This is a genomic window from Galbibacter marinus (assembly GCF_000300875.1).
Taxonomy (GTDB): Bacteria; Bacteroidota; Bacteroidia; order Flavobacteriales; family Flavobacteriaceae; genus Galbibacter; species Galbibacter marinus.
Window position 1 is genome coordinate 12,239 of sequence record NZ_AMSG01000028.1, and the last position, 21,682, is coordinate 33,920.

Sequence of the window (21,682 nt, forward strand, 5' to 3'; positions counted from 1 at the left end):
ATAATATGGTTTTTAAAGACAATGACATTGCTATTTGCCAAAACTTAGAACAGTACTTGGTAAATTAAAAATATTTAAACAATTAAAAATGGTTCGAGAACAATTAATAGAAACAACTCAATATTTAATCAAAAAAGGTTTTGAAGCTCCTGAGGTTGGAATAGTCCTTGGTACAGGACTTGGAAAACTTGCCGATGAGCTCAAAAATCCAATTGTGGCCCATTACAGTCACATTCCACATTTCCCATTAGCCACTGTGGAATTTCATAGTGGAAAACTTATTTTTGGCGAAATCGAAGGGGTTAAAACCGTTGTCATGCAAGGAAGGTTTCACCTCTATGAGGGATATGATCCCCAACAAATTACCTATCCAATTCGGGTGTTGCATAGTCTTGGAATTAAAAAATTATTAATTTCCAATGCTGCTGGTTCCATTAATTTGGATCTTAAAAAAGGTACTCTTATGCTTATAGATGATCATATTAATTTACAAGGAGGCTCCCCACTGGCCTTTAAGGAAGCCCCACTTCTCGGAGAACGTTTTGTTGACATGAGCCAGCCCTATGACAAGAAGCTCTGTACTGCCCTAATGGCTGCCGCAGAAAAAGAAGGGATTTCACTTAAAAAAGGTGTATATGCCTCTGTGATAGGACCTCAACTAGAGACTAGAGCTGAATATCGATATTTAAAATTAATCGGAGCAGATGCTGTAGGAATGAGTACCGTCCCTGAGGTGATTGTTGCCAACCATTTAAAACTACCAGTAGCGGCAATATCTGTAATAACTGATGAAGGGGATCCCGAAAATTTAGAAACAGTAAGTGTTAATGATATCATCAAGATAGCCGAAGAAGCAGAACCGAAAATGATGCGTTTATTCAAAGAGGTTATTAATAAAAGTATTTAATTAAAAATAATTTTTGGATAACTCGTTAATTTTACGATTATTTTGATGGAGAAGTATTTTGAGATTTTCTTTAAGTTCTATGCAGAGTATCTTTGGTATTTTGGCTCTGTAATCTTCAGTTTTCACTAGGAAAACGTCGCTTATTATACTATTTACGCTCATAGAATGGACAAAGGTGAAAGCTCTAGACTTGGGTAACTTTTAAATCTTACAATGGGACATTTAAATACATGGGATAATATCCACTTCAAAGGAAAAAACCAAGAGATTTGAGTGCAAATTAAGTATATTTGATCTGGAAAAATTGTAAACTATGGCAAAAACAAAGATTCAAGATAAAATTGATGCTTCTCATTTAGAGCAGCGCACTGTATTTTTATGGGGACAGGTAGATGATAAATCTGCTAAACATGTGGTTGATCATCTGATGTATTTAGACAGTTTAAATAATGAAGAGATCAAGCTAATCATCAATAGTCCAGGTGGTTATGTGACCTCTGGATTTGCAATCCACGATACCATGAAAGCGATAAAAAGTCCTGTTTCAACCATCAGTACGGGATTTGCTGCCTCTATGGGTTCGATAATTTTATCAGCAGGCGAAAAAGGGAGAAGATTTATTTATCCCCATGCTCGTGTGATGATTCATCAACCTAGCGGAGGAGCTCGAGGACAAGCTTCTAATATAGAGATTCAGGCTAGAGAAATTATAAAAACCAAAGAGTTAAGTGCTCAGATTCTAGCAGATAATTGCGGACAGTCCTTTGAAAAAGTTATGAAGGATTTTAATCGTGACTATTGGATGGATGCAGATGAGTCCATTGAATACGGTATCGTTGACGGTATTTTAAAGTAATATCGCAACATAAAATAAATCGCATACCTTTAAAATGTCAACCGATTGGTTGGCATTTTTTGGTTAATAACCTAGATTTCTAAAGTTTACGCAGTCCAAAGTTAACTTGAAGGTTATTCTTGGTGATGTTCTAATACTGTAGGGTATACTCCCTCCTACTATACGTTAAAAAAACATATTGTATCCTCCATGCCATAATGGCCACAACCAGCTGATTACGCCTCCAAGCATGTAGCTATACTAATGTTATTAAATGAGATTTTAAATTTCTTGTAATTCGTATTTTGTAAAGCGTAGATTATAAGATGTTACCCTATTGCCATTTTAGCTGATGAAGACCATAGATACTCAGGAATTGGCTGTTGTAATTCCCATGTTATAGACATAGGTTTTGACCCATTATAGGTTTTAAAATTAGCTAGGCCAACAAAAACATATCCCTGTGTTTTATTATACTTATCATTTTTAGACTCTCGAATAAAGAGTAATATTTTCTTGTTGTTTTTAAGATGATGAACATAAGACTGTCCTTTAGTGGAAATATCTGAAGTACTATTTTGTGATTGCCAGTGAAATAAGGTCTCACTTATAGCATAATCTTCATACATGGTTGTTGGAGAGAAATCCTCTTCTGATTTTTGTAAATTAACAAACAGAAGCTCAATATTCAAATTTTTGTTTTCCGCTACACCCTCCCTATTTGGACTCATCTTATTTAGAGTGGACAAACCAAATGCTACTAATATTTGATCTCTTGTATAACGTGCATGTATTTTTAGCGGTTGATCATAATCAAGATTCGGACACGAATTTTCCTCGAAATCTATATGATCGATCCGCATTCTTAAATAAGATTTTATTTCCTCTACATAAGTTTTATTTTTACCTATATCTCCAATGGTTTGTTTGAGTGACTTATCACTAGCTTGTTGCCAAAAATCATAATGCAGCATGGTCAGAAATAATTGATTTTTCTCATTGGAATCAATTCTATCAACGTCAAAATCATTCTCTGCCAATTGGAGGATAAACTCAAAATAGCTCAAAGAATTGGTTGCAGTCCATTTATTTGTAAGCATACTCCTGTAACGCTTTTCATTTTCGGCATCGTAATTTTCTAAAACCCCGGCTTGATGACAAAAATAAGACCATGTTCCTCTAAGATAGAGCCTTTCGAATGGAATTTGGTTGATTTTTAAAAAGTTTGGTAAAGTAAAAGGTAAGTTGGTTTGATTTGGATACTGTTGGATCTTTTTGATTAAATCTCTTTTACCTAAGGTGGTCGCTTTTCTTATATTATTTAAAATGACTTCTTTAGCTCTCTTTTCCATTAAAATTGAACATCCAAGCGGAAGATGGATAAAGTCATTCTCTATTTCCTTTTGAACCGTTGTATTGGTCTTACCAATTAGAGCTCTGAATTTGGGCTCAAAATCATAATCAACATGAGCATTACCGACAAAATCCAATACTGTTAATGAATCTTTACCTTCATAAAGTCGCAATCCACGGCCAAGTTGTTGTAGAAACACCGTTAAACTTTCTGTTGGACGAAGAAAAAGAACAGTATCAATTTCTGGTATATCAACTCCTTCATTAAAAATGTCCACTACGAACAAATAATTTATAGTACCTTTTTTAAATTCATTTAAAATCTCTCCTCTTTCAGCACTATTTTTACTTGTTAGTACCTGAGCATTTAATCCAACCTTCGTAAATTTCTCCTTCATAAACTCGGCATGTACAATACTCACGCAAAACCCGATAGCTTTGACTTTTTTATAATCCTTACTGTAATCTTCTAATTTTTTTAAAATCTCACCTACTCTCTGATCTGATTGCGTATACACCTTAGTTAGCTCACTTTGATCATAATTTCCTCTTACCCAACTTACCCTATCAAGGTCAACACTATCTGAAATTACAAAATATTGAAAAGGACATAACAACTTGTTATTCATCGCATCCGGTAGCCTTATTTCTGCCGCTATTCTATTGTTAAAGTCAGGGAGTATACTTAGGCCATCTGCTCGCTCGGGGGTAGCCGTTAATCCTAGTAGTATTTTAGGTCTAAGAAATTTGAGAACTTTTTGATAGCTACTAGCCTGTGAGTGATGCACTTCATCTAATACTACAAAATCATAATAGTCTGGTGAAACATAATCATCATCCAAACGATTTGAAAGTGACTGGATGGTTCCAAATACAGCTCTTTTGTCACTTGGCTCTTCTCCGTTTCCTAGTAACTCTCCATAATTTGAATCCCTCAAGATATTTCTAAAGGTATTACGGGTCTGCTTTAAAATTTCAATGGTATGTGCTAAGAAAAGGAGTTTGCTATCTGGGTTTTCTTTTAAATAATTTTTAAAATCAAAAGCGGAGATTATTGTTTTACCCGTTCCTGTAGCGGCCACCACTAGGTTCCTATAATGATTATGGACATTTCGCTCAACGGTTAATTTTTCTAATATTTCCGACTGATAATGATAAGGTTTTAAATCAAAAAAAGTAGTCAAGGTCTCTGAAGAATTACCAATTTTATTACTTTTTAATGTCTTGTCTAAATTTTTGAAATGTATTTCATCATTATAAATCTCAAATTCAGGTTTTTCCCAATAGGTATTAAAAGTCTTCTGAAATTTATCAATAATATGTGGGATTTCTTTAGTGGTAACTTTAAGATTCCACTCTAGGCCATCTGTTAAGGCCGACCGTGAAAAATTTGAAGAACCAATATAAGCGGTATGAAAACCTGTATTCCGGTGAAAATAATAAGCCTTAGCATGTAAACGCTCATTAGCAGTATTGTAAGAGATCTTAATTTCTGTGTTCTTTAATTTAGATAACTCCCTTATGGCTTTGGAATCAGTTGCCCCCATATATGTGGTAGTTATAACACGAAGTCTACCACCTTTTGTTGTGAATTCTTCAAGGGATGATCTTAGCATCACTATAGCCTTCCATTTAATGAATGACACTAATAAATCTATCCGGTCAGCAGAAAGAATTTCTTTTCTTAGCTCACTATCCAACGTCAGTCTAACATTGCCCCCGGTAAACAATTCACTTTGTGTCAATCGTGTAATTGGAGTTATTTCTTTTAGACGTAGGCCAAGATTAGTGTAATGTGAATCTACTTTATTAAATACTGCATTTAAGATCTCACCATTGTCATCAATTAAATCTTCTTGAAAATCATAGTGTTCAATTTCTTGATGTAAAAATTCAATTAAGCGATTGCTCACTTCGATTTGACGCTCTAGCCTCAGATCCTTTTTCTCCCTAATATTTTGAAACGCCTTTTGAATTGAATTCAGTAAATGAATAGATAAAACACGAATCGCTTCCTCTTTATCAATAGTCGTTTTATTAATAAAATAAGTTTGTCCAGGAAGACTATTTAATTTAACCGATAAAGATTCAGTTATTAGGGATTCATATATTCCTAAATTCATAACGATAAGTATTCTTCAACGATGGGTATGTCTGCTTCAGCCCAATCGTAATTTAATAACTCTTCCGAAGTTACCCACTTAAACTGGGCGTGTTCAAGTGCTTTTGGCTGCCCGTAATCAAGGCTAGCTATAAATGGATACAGGCATATTGAAAAATCTTCATACGCATGACTGACCTCTTTCAGTCTAGATTTAACAGTTATCGCAATATCCAACTCTTCCTTAATCTCTCGTACTAAACAAGCTTCTTTTGATTCTCCTTTTTCAATTTTCCCTCCAGGAAACTCCCATTTCAAAGGCAATTTCATTGCTGATGATCTCTGGCAAATAAGTATTTTTCCTTTATGCCTAATTATAGCACAACTAACGTGTATCATAATTTAAAGATAGTAAATTTTACACAATCTACTATAAAGTAACTTCCCCATGAAACTCAACTAAAAAAAGGCTTCAAGAGGGAATGAAGGGGAATTTAAGGTTAATCACATCAGAATTGTATAGAAATAAATTTAGGTGAAATTCCTTGCATATAGATCCTAGTTTCCGCGCCAAGTTCAAAAGTGACTCAGATATCAAATATTAGGATAAGTACTTGAATTTTTGATCTTACAACATCTGAAGATTAATCACCTCTTGTTTTGTAAGATGACGCCATGTTCCTCTTGGCAGATCCTTTTTAGTCAATCCAGCAAAGACTACTCTATCTAATTTAATCACCTCATAGTCTAGATGTTCAAAAATACGGCGGACTATTTTGTTTTTATTACTGTGGATTTTTATACCAACTTCATTTTTATTTGCTCCTTCAATAGTAGAAATTTCATCCACCTTTACTATTCCATCCTCAAGAGTCAATCCCTCTCGAATGGCGTGTAAATCTTTAATTTGGAAGGATTTGTTTAGAGTAACTTGATATATTTTTCGAACATCACGACCGCTATTGGTCAATTTTTTAGAAAGGTCTCCATCATTGGTAAAAAGCAGTAATCCAGTAGTACTTCTCTCAAGCCTCCCAACGGGAACGATTCGAGCTTTGGTAGCTTTTGCTACAAGATCCATCACTGTTTTACGCCCCTTTTCGTCACTAGTTGTAGTTAAAAAGCCCTTTGGTTTGTTGAGCAGTATGTACACCTTCTTCTCTGGGTTGATTGCTCGACCATCAAACTTAACTACATCGTTAAGTTCAACTCTATAACCCATTTCGGTAATAACCTCACCATTTACAGTAACGTTCCCTGAAGCGATATAGATATCAGCATCTCTTCGAGAACAAATCCCACTATTAGCTATGTATTTGTTTAACCTGATTTGATCAGGAGACATCTGTGTTTTTTTAGATTTATGTTGTTTTTGAATTGGGGCATTCCCACGAGAATAGCTCACTTTCTTTGGCTGTCCTCCTTGTCTACCAGAGCGTTTTTTATGATCACCACCCTGTCTGTCAAAACTTTTCCCCTTTTTAGAATTATCTGCTCTGCTCATTTTTAAATTTTCAACAAAGATATGTTAATTCTAATCAATTATTAAAAAACATCTCCGATCGCTTATATGATAAAACAGAATCTCTACGAGGATTAAAGCAATAAGTTTCAGTGGATTCGGTGTAATACTAAATCAATATCGATTAAAAGGATACTCAAGACACCAGAGATTATGATAAACTTAAGGATATTATGCAATAACACGTAATGGGTTTTGGTAGAAGACCTCCATAAAATAAATAAGAACACCAAAAGTAAAAAAACACAAGCATAAAAGAACAAGTGCATATGACCCACCTCAAATCTTGCAATTAGAAGATAAGCAGGCACAAAGGATAATAGGGTAAAGAGGGTAATAATTAGCTTTGAACTTCGCTCTCCATACACCACAGCAATGGTCTTGTAATTTTGAGCTAGATCACCTTTGATATTCTGTAAGTCCTTTACTAGTTCTCTAATCAAGATGATTAAAAACAAAAATAAAGCATGAACAAATATGACCAATTGGAAATTCTTATAATAGACAAAAATCGCAAAGAACGGTGCAATGGCCAGGGTCGCTGAAACCAAATTTCCCAAAAAGGTCACTCGTTTTAATTTATGAGAGTAAAACCAAATTCCAAAAATATAACTAGAGAAAAACACCACCGAGCGGAAGGATACATAACTGGCAAAAATCACGGATACAAAATTCAGCACAAAATAGGTGGTCAATTTAAAACGCTGACTAACAATCCGATCTAGCAAAGTTTTCCTAGGACGGTTAATAAGATCCTTTTCGGCATCGTAAAAGCTATTGATAATGTACCCCGAGGCAATTGCAATGGCGGATGCGGCTACAATACAAAATAGGTATGGATCAAATAAAATAGCGGCTATTGAACTATCAGGGGCAAGTATATAAAGTGAGGTAAGGTATTGCGCAAGTGCAATCACCAATACATTGTACCCCCTTATTACCGAAAAAAGGCTTAGGAACTTAAGAAGTAAAAGTTTCTGCCTTCGGCTAATTATCATAAAGTCAAATTCTTAGAAATTATAAACGACCTCTAGCTTATATCCCTCTAGTGCCTTTCGAGCCTTATCAATATCTTGAGTAAACCCTAAGAAGTAACCTCCACCTCCAGAGCCACAGAGTTTCAAATAATAATCATTGGTATCAATACCATGTTTCCATAATTTATGGAATTCAGCAGGTATCATCGGCTTAAAATTGGTAAAAACTGTATTTGAAAGTTGTTTTAAATTTCCAAATAAAGATTTTACATCTCCTTTGAGAAAGTCTTCAACACAAGCATCAGTGTGTTTGATAAACTGGTCTTTCAACATTTTTCTAAAACCTTCCTGCTTCATACTCTCCATAAAGATCTGAATCATAGGAGCGGTTTCACCAGTTGTTCCACTATCTAATAAAAACACAGCACCCTTACCATCTGTTGTTTGTGATGGAATACCTGTTGGCTGAATATTATCTTTCGAATTAATTAAAATCGGAAGACTTAAGTAACTATTTAAAGGGTCAAGACCAGAAGATTTTCCATGAAAGAACGATTCCATAGCACCAAAGATGTGCTTTAGCTTTAGTAGTTTTTCTCGAGTTAAATTCTCTAGAACAGTGATTTTATCATGAGCATACTTATCGTAAATAGCTGCCACAAGAGCTCCACTGCTTCCAACACCATAACCCATAGGTATGCTGCTATCAAAATACATCCCTTTAGCTACATCCTCCTTTAATTGTTCTATATCAAAACTGACTATTGGGTTTTCCTCTTCCTGTAGCTGATCTAGGTACTCGGCAAAACGCCTTAAGCTATCATTCGATTTTTCAGCCTCTGGAGTTAAATCTTCACTTAGCTTTAAAGCACCCTTATAAAAATTATAAGGTATGGACAAGCCTTTGGAATCCTTGATGATTCCGTATTCGCCAAAAAGCAAAATCTTCGAATAAAATAGTGGTCCTTTCATGTATGCCTTTGTTGCATGGTACTTCTAAATTACAATTTTTTAGCACCAAATCCAATCTGGTCGCAAATATACTGCTCGTTTTTACAATATACAACCAGTTCATTTCTAATAAATTGTAAAACTTCTTGTTTTTCTGCTTCAGGATAGAGCAAATGTACGTTCGCTCCCGCATCAAGGGTAAAACATAAGTTACTGTTAGTGTTAGCTCTATACTCCCATACTTTTTCAATAATTCTAAGGGTATTAGGACGAAGCAACAAATAATAAGGCTGAGAGCTCATCATAATTGCATGAAGCACCAATGCCTCACTCTCCACTACCTTAACAAAGGCTTCTAGATCTCCTTGCTTTATAATTTGTAAAAGCTCTGATAGATTTTTGTTAGCTTGCTCAAATCTAGCAGATGCAAAAGGATGGCCGTTGACCAGATCATGACCAACAGAACTACTTACCTTTTTCTCTCCCACATCCACAAGTAAAACAGTGTCTTGGTAATTATTAAAGTTATCGTGTACCTCGCCTTGATATTTGACTCCATATAGATTAGAACTCTCTGGTATATCCTGGTGCTCCCCAAAAACCATTAAAGGACCCTGGGTGCTTCGACTTGCACTTCCAGAACCTAAGCGCGCTAAAAAAGAAGCTTTTTTAAAAAAATACTCCTGATTCATATCAGGCAATAAGGTTTTCTCCATACTCATAAAACAAAGTGCTAAAGCACTCATTCCACTTGCAGAAGAGGCTATTCCACTACTGTGGGGAAACGAATTGGTCGTTTGAATTTTAAAATGATATTGATCGACAAAAGGTAAATATGGTTGAACTCTTTTGAAAAATGTCTCAATCTTCGGTGCGAAAGCCTCTTTAGGCTTTCCATCCAATAGAACTTCAAAACTAAATTCCTTCTCTGATTTAACTTTAGGACCTACTTGAACCTTAGTTTTTGTATGACAGTTATCCAAGGTAAAACTTATAGACGGATTGGCAGGGATCTGAATTTCCTTCTTTCCCCAATATTTTACAAGAGCAATATTGCTCGGAGATTGCCACCCAAACTCTGTCTCTTCTAGTTGTCCTGTGTATGGCTTTGAAATAAAATCTTTATGAATCATGAGTCAATTACAGTTTGGGCAAAGATACGCTAAAGCATTAAAGTTACTGCCATTTTACAGATCCAAAACATATGGATAAGACTCTACTAATTATTTAATTTTTCAGAAATAGCATTGGCAATGATAAAACCTCCTGTCCAAGCATTCTGAAAGTTAAAACCACCTGTTATGGCGTCTATATCAAGTACCTCACCAGCCAAATAAAGAGATTCGCATACTTTGCTTTGGTAAGTTTTAAAATTAATTTCTTTTAAATCCACCCCTCCAGCAGTTACGAATTCTTCTTTAAAAGTGCTCTTTCCATTGACAGTGAATTGAGCTTGTGTGAGCTGCCGAGCTAAATTCCTCAATTGGACCTTACTCATATCAGCCCACTTCATTTCTTTTGAAACACTAACAGCTTCAAGTAATTTAAGCCACAATCTTTTGGGCAGTTCAAATGGACGGGTGTTAACAATATGTTTTTTAGCATGCTCCTGCTTTAATTCAGTCAAATGCATTGCCATGTCCTCAAAGTTATACTGAGGCAACCAATTAACTAGAATCTTAAATTGGTAATTCAACTGATGGAGTGCTCTTGCTCCCCAAGCAGATAACTTTAAAATAGCAGGACCACTCATTCCCCAATGGGTAATTAGCAAAGGTCCACTTGATGTCGTTTCATCAGAAGCTTCTAACTCAATTGGCTGACCAGCCTGATTAAGTAAACTGACCTGGGCATCTGTGGCAAGCCCCATAAGATCTTGTATTCGACTATCCTTTATATTAAAAGTAAAGAGTGAAGGTACTGCCTTTACAATTTTATGCCCCATGCTCTCTAATTGATCCCACATTTTAGGATTACTCCCTGTGGTAATCACTACATGGGCAGCTCGATATTTCCCTTGAGTTGTCTCTAATGTCCATGGAGATTCTTTTAAATCTGTCCTGTGAATGGATTTGACCGCGCAGCTAGTATTTAGCTTAACACCTAAAGTATTGATTTGTTCCAAAAAACAATCAATGATGCTTTGTGATGTATCACTTTTGGGAAACACCCTTCCGTCCTGTTCAATTTTTAGCTCAACCCCACAGGATTCAAAAAATGCAAAGACGTCTCCACTACAAAAACTATGAAAAGGACCTTTGAGTTCACGCTTCCCCCTAGGATAAGCGTTTACAAATTCATTGGGATCAAAGATAGCGTGTGTGACATTACAACGTCCTCCACCAGAAATTTTGACTTTCGTCAATACTTCTTTTCCTCGCTCGAGTATTACAATTTTTCGCTGAGACTGTAATGTTGCCAGTTGAATGGCAGTAAAAAAACCTGCTGCTCCACCTCCTACAATAATAACGTCAAAATCCATGCAGCAAAATTAGGTTTAATTTATCGGTTTCATTGAACCCGATCAGGATAGTCCGTAATAATACCATCCACCTTAAATATTTTCATGGCTTTGATATCCTGGGTATCATTGACAGTCCATGGATATATTTTAAAATTCCTTTCATGCATAAGGTCGACATTCTGAGAATTCAAACTTTTAAAGTGAGGATGTATAGCAACAGCACTTAACTTTTCTCCCTCGGCTATGGCTCCATCTATATCTTCACTAGTTAGAATACCTATGGGCATCTTGGGGTTCAATTCTCTTATGGCCTGCAATTCATCCCATCGAAAACTAGAAATAATAAAGTCCTCTATCTTCCAGCCTTTATTATCTATATAAGATTGTAAAATTTCATGTACTGGTTTTGCGGTTCCTGCACCTTTTAACTCTACGTTTAAAACAACCTTAGCATCGATCAAATCCAACACTTGCTCTAGTGTAGGTATTTTAACTCCTCCCTCTAAAGTGAGCGTATCCAATGTTTCTTTAGTATAGGCTTCAATAGGCCCTGTTGCCTGAGTTAACCGGTCTACGGTATCATCATGAAAAACGATTATGGATCCATCTGCTATTTTGAAAACATCAATTTCAATAGCATCAGAACCTAAATCAATAGCTTTTTTAATGGATGGTAAGCTATTTTCTACCACATGACCACGGGCCCCTCTATGGCCTATTATAATGGGATCTTCTTGCATTTGAGTACAACTTAATAAACTCACCACTACGAGTGCTAATAGTCCTTGTTTTTTTAACATGTTTGAAGTTTTAAATGCGGTAAAACCACATCACTGAACTTCAAAAATAAATGATTGTAGAGGATTTATCCTAATTTTTACAGCTCCAATATCATTTCTTAACGTTAATTTGTTACTACCTTGATACAGTAAATCCCTTAAAGAATATTCTGTTTTATCAAGACCCCACTCTGCTATAAGTTCCTTAGGCAGTTGCAATTCAAACTCATATGTATTCTCTGTATCAAAGTTTGAAATCACGACTAACTTTTGATCCTCGTTATACCTCACAAAAGAATATATGTCTTGGTTATAACCTTGGCTATTTTGAATATTGTACTTATGTAGTTCTTTTATTTGCCCCATTATTGCTGGTTGACTTATTGAAACATTTAGCAAGCGCTTATAGAAGTCGCGCAATTGTTTTTCCTGCTCCGTGCTTTGTCCACCGTCAAATTTACCATCATTCATCCACCTTTGATGGTGAGGAACCCCCACATAATCAAAAATAGAAGTTCTACTAGGTTTACCAAAACCAGCATCCTCAGCCCCAGGTTCTCCTACCTCCTGTCCAAAATATATCATTAAAGGAGCCGTTGAAATGGTAGCAAGTACTGTCATTGCAGGTTTGGCAATTTGGGCATCACCAGCAAATTCTTCACTCGCGATTCGCTGTTCATCATGATTCTCTAAAAAGTAGAGTAAATGAGAAGAAATGTCCTTGGTCTGCTTAAGAACTTCAGAGATATAACTGGTCTTACCATTATCCTTCATGATCTGTTTTATAGAATCATACATGGCGACCTTATCATATAAGTAATCCATTTTACCCTTATATATATAATCGCGATATAAGGTTGGGTTATAGACCTCAGCTAATAAAAAAGCATCGGGATTTTCCATCTTAATAGTGGAATTCATATAACTCCAAAATTCTACAGGCACCATCTCAGCCATGTCATAACGAAATCCATCAACACCCATAGCTATCCAATACAGAGCAATGTCCTTAAATTTCTCCCAGGAATCAGGTACTTGTTTGTCCTTCCAGAATTCAAAATGTTTTTGAAACGGCTCATTTTCATACCCTTTTGGCAAAGAGTCAAATTCTCTTATTCCTTCAGGAGACACGCCGTAGTTTACCTTAACGGTTTCATACCAGTCATTTTGATCAGGCTTAGATGCTCTAGCTCCATTCCCAGTCCATTTTGCAGGATTCTCCTGAAAATGACCATCGACCAGTGGATGCTGCTCTCCTCCTAGAGGAAGGTAACCCTCTCTCCATTTAGGCAACTCGAATGTTTCATTTGGGTTGTAATAAAAATTGTTATCTCGCTGGTATTGAACCTCTGTATTATCGTCTACACCAAAACCCTCTACGCCTTTTGGTGCGGATATACTTTGATAATTTCTTGCCACGTGATTTGGAACTATATCAATAATGACTTTCATCCCTGCTTGATGGGTTCTTTCAAGGAGTTGTTTAAATTCTTCTAATCGATTTTCGGGATCAGTCGCCAAATCAGGATTGACATTGTAATAATCCTTGACCGCATATGGAGATCCCGCTCTCCCCTTAATAACCTCGGGGTCATCATTACTAATTCCATATTTGGTGTAATCACCAACTAGAGCATGATGTGGTATTCCCGTATACCAAATGTGGGTGATCCCTAAATCTTTAATTTCCTGTAATGCTTTAGGGGTGAAGTCTTCAAATTTACCTACCCCATTCTCCTCTATGGTGCCCCAAGTCTTATTGGTGGTGTTGGTGTTACCGAATAATCTGGTAAACACCTGATACACCACTTTTTTAGATTTTGTTTGCGTAGGCTCTTCAGCGGTACTTTCCTTATCATTGGCTGTTGGTGTACAGCTCATCAAAATTGACATTACCAGAACTGGTAGTGAGAAAACCGAAAACTTCTTAATCATTCTAATTACACTTTTGTACTATAAAATTTCTAAAATATAACTTGCTTTACCCGCAATGTTAAGGGTTTCTCCAAGGCTGATTTCAGAAGAAGAAAGTATTTCCTTTGCCGATTTGGCATCCTGGAGATTTTCTTTAAATCTGCCTAATTCCAAGGTTTGTTCTTCCTTGCTATTGTTGATTACAACCATTACAGTTTGGTTGTCATTATATCTAAAATACACATAAACGTCATTCTCTGGTATGTACTGCGTAGTTTTACCATTATGAATTGCTGTTGCGGTTTTTCTCCAATTAAAAATCTTAGAAGTTACATCAAAATAAGCATTCTCTGTCGCTGTTCTCCCCTGGGCAAAAAAGGCATTGTGGGTGTCTGTTTCCCATCCTCCTGGGAAGTCTCTACGGATGTCTCCATCACCTTTTGCTTTATCGCCTTTCATTCCGATCTCAGATCCATAATAAAGTTGTGGAATACCACGAATCGTCCCCAGTAGAGTCATGATGAGTTTATAATCCTCTATTGAATTGTATATTTGATTGATACGTTGGGTATCATGGTTCTCAGCAAACACTAGGATATTATCAATGTCTGGATACAAAAAGTCATTCACAAAGTTTTCATACACTTGAATCATTCCTTTATCCCAACTAGGCTCCTCTACCTGAAATGTCGCAGAAAGGGCATCGTGTAAAGTAAAGTCCATCACCGATGGAAGATGAGAGTTGTAATCTTGAATTGCAGCTATTTTACTATCTTTTTGCCAATAGGCAATTTGAGCCTGATCGTGCATCCAAACCTCACCTACAATATTAAAATTAGGGTATTCATCCATAATGGATTTAGTCCATTTGGCAACACCTTGCTTATCATTGTAAGAATAAGTATCTACTCTAAAGCCATCCAAATCAGCATATTCAATCCACCAAATAGCATTTTGAATTAAATAATTAAGAGCTAATGGATTTTTTTGATTAAGATCAGGCATCGTGCTAACAAACCAACCATCCATACAGTAATAAGCGTCTATCTCAGAGGCATTCGGATCCATCTGTGTACTCATTCTATAATTGGTCTGACCATAACCAGGAAATTGATGAATCCAATCATAGGTAGGCAAATCATCCATCATCCAGTGAGTAATTCCCCAATGATTCACCACATAATCCATTATGAGTTTCATAGAACGTTTATGTAGCTCCTGAGATAATCTTTTATAATCTTCATTAGTCCCGTAACGAGGATCTATTTTATAAACATCACTTTGGGCATAGGTGTGATAAGAATAAGTAGAATCATTATCCTCATTCATGGGTGTACTCCAGATTGCTGTAGCACCAAGAGATTCAATATAATCCAAATAATCTATGATCCCTTGGATATCACCGCCGTGGCGTCCACCTTGATGGTCTCTATTTACTTTTTCTACTACATCTTTATGATTATCATTGGAAGTATCTCCATTGGCAAAACGATCTGGCATAATTAGGTAAATCATATCAGAGGAATCAAATCCTTTTCTTTGAGCAGACTCAGGTCTTCGCTCTTTAAGCTCATAGTTTTTAGAAAACTTACGTTTTCCATTTTTCTCAAAAACAATTTTAAACTTTTGAGGTTCTTGACCTTGAGTATCCAATGTAATAAATAAATAATTTGGATTCTCTGTCTTTTTCACCTCTAGTATTTCAATACCATCAATCTTAGGGCTTAACTCGGCTATATTCTCACCGTACACCATAAGTTCCAATTCTGAATGTTGCATGCCACTCCACCAAAAAGGAGGCTCAATTCGTTCGATTTGCGCATTTACTGATTGCAGTATTAACGCAAAAATTGCGGTGATTAAAAAGGTACTTTTCTTCATGTTTAATTTTTAATGATGCTTATTGCGAACCCTCCTCCCGGAGCAGATCTTAATTTCAATTTACTATTTTTTTTCACTTGTACGCTTCGAATATTTATCGCTTGAGGATTTTCTTTGTAATGTGCATCCTTAGCATCTTCATAAATACGAGCAGTATAGGTTTCACCAGGTTCTAAAAAGTCTAATTTAAGACTTGTTTTTCTTGAATCATATCCATTGACATTTCCAATAAACCAATCTGATGTTCCTTTCGCTTTTCTAGCCACGGTAACATACTCTCCTGGTTCAGCTTCTAAATAAATTGATTCATCCCAATCTATGGCAACATCTTTTATGAACTGAAAAGCTTCTGGAAAGCGCATATAGTTCTCGGGAAGATCTGCCGCCATTTGCAATGGACTATACATAGTTAGATATAAAGCCAATTGGTTGGCGATTGTTGAATTAACATGAGAATTATTATTGGGATTTAATTTACTGATATCCATCTCAAATATCCCTGGGGTGTAATCCATTGGGCCTCCTATAAGTCGTGTAAAAGGTAATACTGTTACGTGATTGGCCTTGGACCCTCCAAAAGCTTGGTATTCCGTTCCTCTAGCCGATTCATTAGCAATCAAGTTCGGATACGTACGACTTATTCCAGTTGGTCGGACAGCCTCATGGGCATTTATCATAATTTCATATTCAGCCGCTTTTTCTAATGCATACTGATAGTGATTTACAACCCATTGGCTATAGTGATATTCTCCTCTTGGTAAAATATCGCCTACATAACCGCTCTTTACAGAGTTGTACCCGTGATCTTTCATGAACTGATAAGCGGCGTCCATATGCCTTTCGTAATTCCTAATAGATCCTGAAGTCTCATGATGCATGATCATTTCAACTCCTTTTTGCTTTGCGTACTCCTGTATTTCCTTGACGTCAAAATCAGGATAAGAACTCACAAAGTCAAAAACATAATCCTTTGAATTACCGTACCAATCTTCCCAACCTTGATTCCAACCTTCCACTAAAACACCATCAAAACCATGCTCTGCTGCAAAATCGATATAGGATTTTACATGAGCAGTATTGGCTCCATGTGTGCCGTTTGGTTTGGCAGAAGAATAGTCCGTTTTGCCAAGTTGAATCGATGGAAAATCATTCGTGTAAGCCCAACTGCTTTTACCAGTTATCAGTTCCCACCATACCCCGATATATTTCATTGGTTTAATCCAATCTGTATTTTCTATCTTAGATGGTTCATTTAAATTCAAGGTTATTTTTGAATCCAATATATCCCTAGCATCATCGCTAACGATAACGGTTCTCCAAGGCGTATTGAAAGGCGCCTGAACATGACCCTTATCACCGTTTGCATCAGGAGTTAACCAAGACTGAAAAACCATCGTCTTGTCATCCAAGTTTAGATGCATGGTTGAATAATTAATCAGAGCCGCTTCATGCAAATTGATATACAACCCTTCACGGGTAGTGAGCATCAGTGAGGTTTGTACCCCAGTGGGCGAAAAGGGTGTTTGTGATGAAATGGGGGTAATGGCTGAATCCATTTTACCTCGAATTTCTGACAATTTACTTTTGGTATAGTTGTATTCCTGGGTATCATAATCCCCTGGTAGCCAAAAAGCAGTATGGTCTCCTGTCATAGCAAACTCCGTAAGCTCTTCTGCGATAACAAAGTAGATCAGATGATCTTGCTCTGGAAATTCATATCGGAAGCCTAAACCATCATCAAACAATCTAAAGCGGATATTTATCTCGCGCTGTGTACCTTGTTGCTTTAGCTTTACTAATAATTCATTATAGTGATTTCTAATAGAATTCACCTCTCCCCATACGGGTACCCAACTCTGGTCAAAACTCGATTCTTTGGTATCTACCACCACAAAAGCATCCTTAAGAGAAATGCTGTCATTTTTAATCTGAAAACCAAGCTTACTTGATTTAATAACATTCTGTTGCTTAAAATTAAGCAGATAGGTAGGTTCTCCCGCTTGGCTAAGAGAAAACTCCATTTCCAAATTTCCGTTAGGAGATTTTAGGGATTGCCCATAAATCTGCCCAAAGAAAACCATACATATACTAAATAAAAGGTATTTGTTCATATTACAAAACAATTTTGTTATCCGGTTGAAGCATGGTGCTTTGCCCGTTAATTAGAATCTTCAATTCACGATCTCCTTCTAATTTAAAAGTTGTTCCACTATGTGAAACTTCCACTTTTAGAATTTGATTTCTAAAATTAACTTTGAAACTAAAAGCATCCCACTCTTTAGGGATTTTAGGATCAAAAGAAAGGCAGTCATTTTTCACACGCATTCCACCAAATCCTTCTACAACACTCATCCAAGTACCTGCCATGGAAGTAATGTGAAGTCCCTCGTGAACTTCTTTATTGTAATCATCTAAATCCAAACGCGAGGTTCTCAAATAAAACGTGTATGCCTGATCCATACGGTCCAATACTGCAGCTTGGATACTGTGTACACAAGGTGATAGTGAAGATTCATGAACTGTATATGGCTCATAAAAATCAAAATGACGCTCCAACTCCTCTAAACTAAATTGATCTTCAAAAAAGTAGAATCCTTGTAACACATCAGCCTGTTTTATATAAGGTGAGCGCAGGATGCGATCCCAAGACCATTTTTGATTGATAGGCCGCTGAGTTTTAGAAAGCTCAGAAACGGGAACCAATTCTTTATCTAAGAAGCCGTCTTGTTGCAAGTAGACATTACGCTTCTCATCGAATGGGAAATACATATTTTCCGCTACTTCAAGCCACTTGGCGACCTCCTGATCAGAAAGTTTGGTTTTCTTTATTACACGCGCGAAATCATCTGCATAATCCTCTTTTACCATCTCGATTGTCTGGGCGGTATATTCCATACACCATTTAGCAATATAGTTGGTAAACCAGTTATTGTTAACGTTATTCTCGTATTCATTTGGACCTGTCACACCTAGAATTACATACTGGTTTTTATCTGTTGAGAAATTAGCGCGTTGTTTCCAAAAGCGAGAAATCGCTATCATAACCTCTAGACCCATCTCTGGAATATAACTCTTGTCTGCTGTAAAACGGGTATAATTGTAAATGGCAAATAATATAGAACCATTACGGTGGATTTCTTCAAAGGTAATTTCCCACTCGTTATGACATTCTTCTCCATCCATAGTTACCATGGGATAAAGCGCTGCACCATCAGTGAATCCAAGTTTCTGCGCATTTTCAATAGCCTTATCCAATTGGTTATAACGATAGGTAAGCAAGTTTCTCGCTACCTTCTCATCCTTTGTAGCCATGTAAAATGGAATACAATAGGCCTCGGTATCCCAATAGGTACTTCCTCCATATTTCTCACCAGTGAATCCTTTTGGACCTATATTTAATCTAGAATCTTTTCCAGAGTAGGTTTGATTGAGTTGGAAGATATTAAATCGTATTCCTTGTTGAGCTTTGACATCTCCTTTTATGGTAATATCTGCCATTTGCCATATGGCATCCCACTCTTGTATTTGGGATTCCAAAAGTGCGTCGAAACCATAATTTCTTGCCTTGATAAGAATTTGCTCAGAGGCCTCAACAAGCACCTCTGATTTATGATTCAGGCTCGTTACATAACCTGCAAATTTCACTAAGGTTGCTTTTTGACCCTGGGAGAGTTTAAGGGTATATTTAAGTCCTACTTTTCGAGATTCGGATACGACTTCACCTTTGACTTCAACCTTTTGGTCATCTAGGTACAATTCATTGAGCATCCCAGTACAAACATCGAATGCCGTTTTATTAGTCATTGATCGTACGTAGGCAAAATCGTCTTTAGAACTAACCTCGTTGATTTGCCAAAATGCATCATCCCAGTTACTATCCTCGTTGGTAATCCCGCCATCTACATAAGGCGTTATGACAACCTCCACCGAGCGATTTAAAGGAGTAACTTCATATTTAATGGCACCAACTTCAGTTAATGTCATACTCAAAAATCGAGTTGCCTTTACTTTGAGATCCACACCATTAGGCATACTAGCGACAAAGCTTCTCTGATACCAACCTTGTTTCATGTTTAACTCACGAGCGTAGTCTGATACTTTAGTACAGGTGTTCAAATCTAAGGTTTCACCTTCAACTTGCACGTGAATTCCTATCCAATTGGGAGCGTTTAATACTTTTGCAAAATATTCTGGGTATCCGTTTTTCCACCATCCTACTCTGGTCTTATCTGGATAGTATACACCGGCGATGTAACTTCCTTGGAAACTTTCTCCACTGTAATCTTCTTCAAAATTAGCACGCTGCCCCATGGCTCCGTTTCCTAGACTAAATAAGCTTTCCGAAGATTTTACCTTTTGAGGATTAAATCCTTCCTCTATCAATGACCACTCATTTGGCTTTATATAATCCTGATTCATTTTATTTTGATTGAAGTTGAGTTAAAAAATCGTACGTTATTTCATTAAATGTGTTAAACACATAATCCGCATGGTGCAAAACTTCTGCATCACCAAGAGCAATTGATGTCATTCCCGCATTATTGGCAGCAGTAATCCCTGCATAGGCATCTTCAAAGACAATACAATCCTTGGGGGCCACCTCTAATTGACTTGCCGCCTGAAGGAAAACTTCTGGGTCTGGTTTAGCTTTACTTACGCTATTACCATCAACAATTGCATCAAATAGATCAAACAGACCTACTTTGCGTAAAATGCCTGGGGCATTTTTACTAGCTGATCCTAATGCAATTGGATAATTGGCTGATTTTAATTTTTCTATAGTACTTTTTACCCCTGGTAGTATATCATCTGGGGTCATTTGGGCAACATATTCTAAATAATCTTCATTTTTTTCAGATGCTAGGCGATCAAACTCCTGTGGAGAAATTTCGACCCCTGCCCAATTTAATATCTTATTCAAAGAGTCTATTCTACTGACTCCTTTGAGTTGTTCATTTTGCTGTTCAGAAAGTTGAAAATTGAAATTCTCTCCCAATTTTCTCCAAGCTAAAAAGTGGAATTTAGCGGTATCCACAATAACACCGTCCAAATCGAAAATAAATCCCTTTTGTTGTTTCATCTGCGTAATATATCTGTAAGAGTGAAGTTTACAGACTTATTTTAATGTTGTTCCTAGTTTGAATCTTGATATCTGATCGCTTAATCGATAGTATAGGCAATGGCCTTCTTATTGGTGATCAGTAAATTAGCTAAGGCTGCCAGCAATAGACATATTCCAGCTACAATCATAGCGTTAATCGCTTGATCCCCCATGAGCTGATAGCTTAAGTTTATACCTCCTATGGCCGCAATGATCTGTGGTAATACAATAAACATATTGAACAGTCCCATATAGACTCCCATTTTCTTGGCATCAATAGCACTAGATAGCATGGCATAAGGCATGGAAAGTATACTACCCCATGCAATACCTACAAGGAGAAAACTTCCATAGAGATGCCAAATGTTACTAGCGAAATACATGGAAATAAATCCAGCCCCTCCAATTATAAGAGAAACCATATGGGTAAATTTCCGATTGACCCTGAATTTAGAAGAAAAGTAAGCTAGCACTAATGCAAATCCCATGGATGAGAGGCCATAGATTCCCATGGCTGATCCAACCTTATCCGATGCATCTTGATATTTCGCGTTTGCAGTATCAAATTGCTGCTGTTGCACTGTGTTAGCAAAGTCATATGCGTTCTCCATTGGCGCTGGTGCATCATAAACATGTTCAGTCAAAGCAGGCATGGCCATACTCCACATAGTAAAAAACGCAAACCAACTAAAGAATTGTACCACTCCTAGTTTTACCATCGTAGAAGGCATCTTACCAATATTTTCCACAATATCCTGAATGAATCGACCCTTGCTTTCAGCCCTCATTTTCTCAAAGGCCACCATGTCTTCTGGAGGGTATTCATCGGTAGTAAATATGGTATAAAGAATGCTGGTAATAAAAACGGATCAATCTCAAAAGTTGGGTCTAAATTGA

The 21,682-nt window shown here is 36.7% G+C and carries 16 protein-coding genes; 2 read left to right on the forward strand and 14 right to left on the reverse strand.

The annotated features are described in order from the left end of the window. Positions 1 to 88: 88 nt before the first annotated feature. Positions 89 to 907, forward strand: coding sequence for a purine-nucleoside phosphorylase (locus I215_RS13565; RefSeq protein WP_008992556.1), 819 nt, complete (start codon positions 89 to 91; stop codon positions 905 to 907). A 313-nt stretch (positions 908 to 1,220) separates the two neighbouring features. Beyond that, positions 1,221 to 1,763: a ClpP family protease gene (locus I215_RS13570; protein ID WP_008992557.1), complete on the forward strand. Its 543-nt coding sequence runs from the start codon at positions 1,221 to 1,223 to the stop codon at positions 1,761 to 1,763. 308 nt (positions 1,764 to 2,071) lie between these two features. On the opposite strand, the gene I215_RS13575 is transcribed toward I215_RS13570, so the two are convergent. The 14 genes from I215_RS13575 to I215_RS13640 all read right to left on the reverse strand — a co-directional run bounded on the left by I215_RS13575 (position 2,072) and on the right by I215_RS13640 (position 21,645). Further along, a complete protein-coding gene (locus tag I215_RS13575) occupies positions 2,072 to 5,218 on the reverse strand; it encodes a DUF3427 domain-containing protein (protein ID WP_008992558.1) in 3,147 nt (1,048 codons plus the stop codon). Continuing rightward, entirely contained in the window at positions 5,215 to 5,595 is a 381-nt protein-coding gene (locus I215_RS13580; protein ID WP_008992559.1) for a (deoxy)nucleoside triphosphate pyrophosphohydrolase, read from the reverse strand. Before I215_RS13580 ends, I215_RS13575 begins: the two co-directional genes overlap by 4 nt. Before the next feature lie 229 nt (positions 5,596 to 5,824). Continuing rightward, positions 5,825 to 6,700, reverse strand: a complete 876-nt coding sequence (locus I215_RS13585) for a pseudouridine synthase (protein WP_008992560.1) — start codon at positions 6,698 to 6,700, stop codon at positions 5,825 to 5,827. Between the two features lie 107 nt (positions 6,701 to 6,807). Further along, positions 6,808 to 7,713 carry a geranylgeranylglycerol-phosphate geranylgeranyltransferase gene (locus tag I215_RS13590; protein WP_040460477.1) on the reverse strand — a complete coding sequence of 302 codons (906 nt, stop codon included), beginning with the start codon at positions 7,711 to 7,713 and terminating at the stop codon, positions 6,808 to 6,810. A 15-nt stretch (positions 7,714 to 7,728) separates the two neighbouring features. Further along, positions 7,729 to 8,667 carry a mevalonate kinase family protein gene (locus tag I215_RS13595; RefSeq protein ID WP_008992562.1) on the reverse strand — a complete coding sequence of 313 codons (939 nt, stop codon included), beginning with the start codon at positions 8,665 to 8,667 and terminating at the stop codon, positions 7,729 to 7,731. A 29-nt stretch (positions 8,668 to 8,696) separates the two neighbouring features. Beyond that, positions 8,697 to 9,779, reverse strand: a complete 1,083-nt coding sequence (locus I215_RS13600) for a diphosphomevalonate/mevalonate 3,5-bisphosphate decarboxylase family protein (RefSeq protein ID WP_008992563.1) — start codon at positions 9,777 to 9,779, stop codon at positions 8,697 to 8,699. Between the two features lie 86 nt (positions 9,780 to 9,865). Further along, positions 9,866 to 11,128 (reverse strand): BaiN/RdsA family NAD(P)/FAD-dependent oxidoreductase, encoded by a 1,263-nt coding sequence (locus I215_RS13605; RefSeq protein ID WP_008992564.1) that lies wholly within the window; start codon positions 11,126 to 11,128, stop codon positions 9,866 to 9,868. 29 nt (positions 11,129 to 11,157) lie between these two features. Continuing rightward, positions 11,158 to 11,910 carry a glycerophosphodiester phosphodiesterase gene (locus tag I215_RS13610; RefSeq protein ID WP_008992565.1) on the reverse strand — a complete coding sequence of 251 codons (753 nt, stop codon included), beginning with the start codon at positions 11,908 to 11,910 and terminating at the stop codon, positions 11,158 to 11,160. 30 nt (positions 11,911 to 11,940) lie between these two features. Then, positions 11,941 to 13,824, reverse strand: a complete 1,884-nt coding sequence (locus tag I215_RS13615; protein WP_008992566.1) for an alpha-amylase family protein — start codon at positions 13,822 to 13,824, stop codon at positions 11,941 to 11,943. Positions 13,825 to 13,842: 18 nt separating this feature from the next. After that, on the reverse strand, positions 13,843 to 15,684 hold the full coding sequence (locus tag I215_RS13620) for a glycoside hydrolase family 13 protein (RefSeq protein WP_008992567.1): 1,842 nt from the start codon (positions 15,682 to 15,684) through the stop codon (positions 13,843 to 13,845). A 2-nt stretch (positions 15,685 to 15,686) separates the two neighbouring features. Then, the gene (locus I215_RS13625) at positions 15,687 to 17,795 is read right to left on the reverse strand and encodes a glycoside hydrolase family 97 protein (protein WP_040460473.1); all 2,109 of its coding nucleotides are present in this window, start codon (positions 17,793 to 17,795) and stop codon (positions 15,687 to 15,689) included. A gap of 1 nt (position 17,796) precedes the next feature. After that, complete coding sequence (locus I215_RS13630) at positions 17,797 to 20,103, reverse strand: glycoside hydrolase family 65 protein (RefSeq protein ID WP_008992569.1); 2,307 nt, start codon at positions 20,101 to 20,103, stop codon at positions 17,797 to 17,799. Position 20,104: 1 nt separating this feature from the next. Next, complete coding sequence (pgmB, locus tag I215_RS13635) at positions 20,105 to 20,764, reverse strand: beta-phosphoglucomutase (RefSeq protein ID WP_008992570.1); 660 nt, start codon at positions 20,762 to 20,764, stop codon at positions 20,105 to 20,107. An 80-nt stretch (positions 20,765 to 20,844) separates the two neighbouring features. Beyond that, positions 20,845 to 21,645: an MFS transporter gene (locus tag I215_RS13640; RefSeq protein ID WP_083852517.1), complete on the reverse strand. Its 801-nt coding sequence runs from the start codon at positions 21,643 to 21,645 to the stop codon at positions 20,845 to 20,847. Between the last annotated feature and the right edge of the window lie 37 nt (positions 21,646 to 21,682).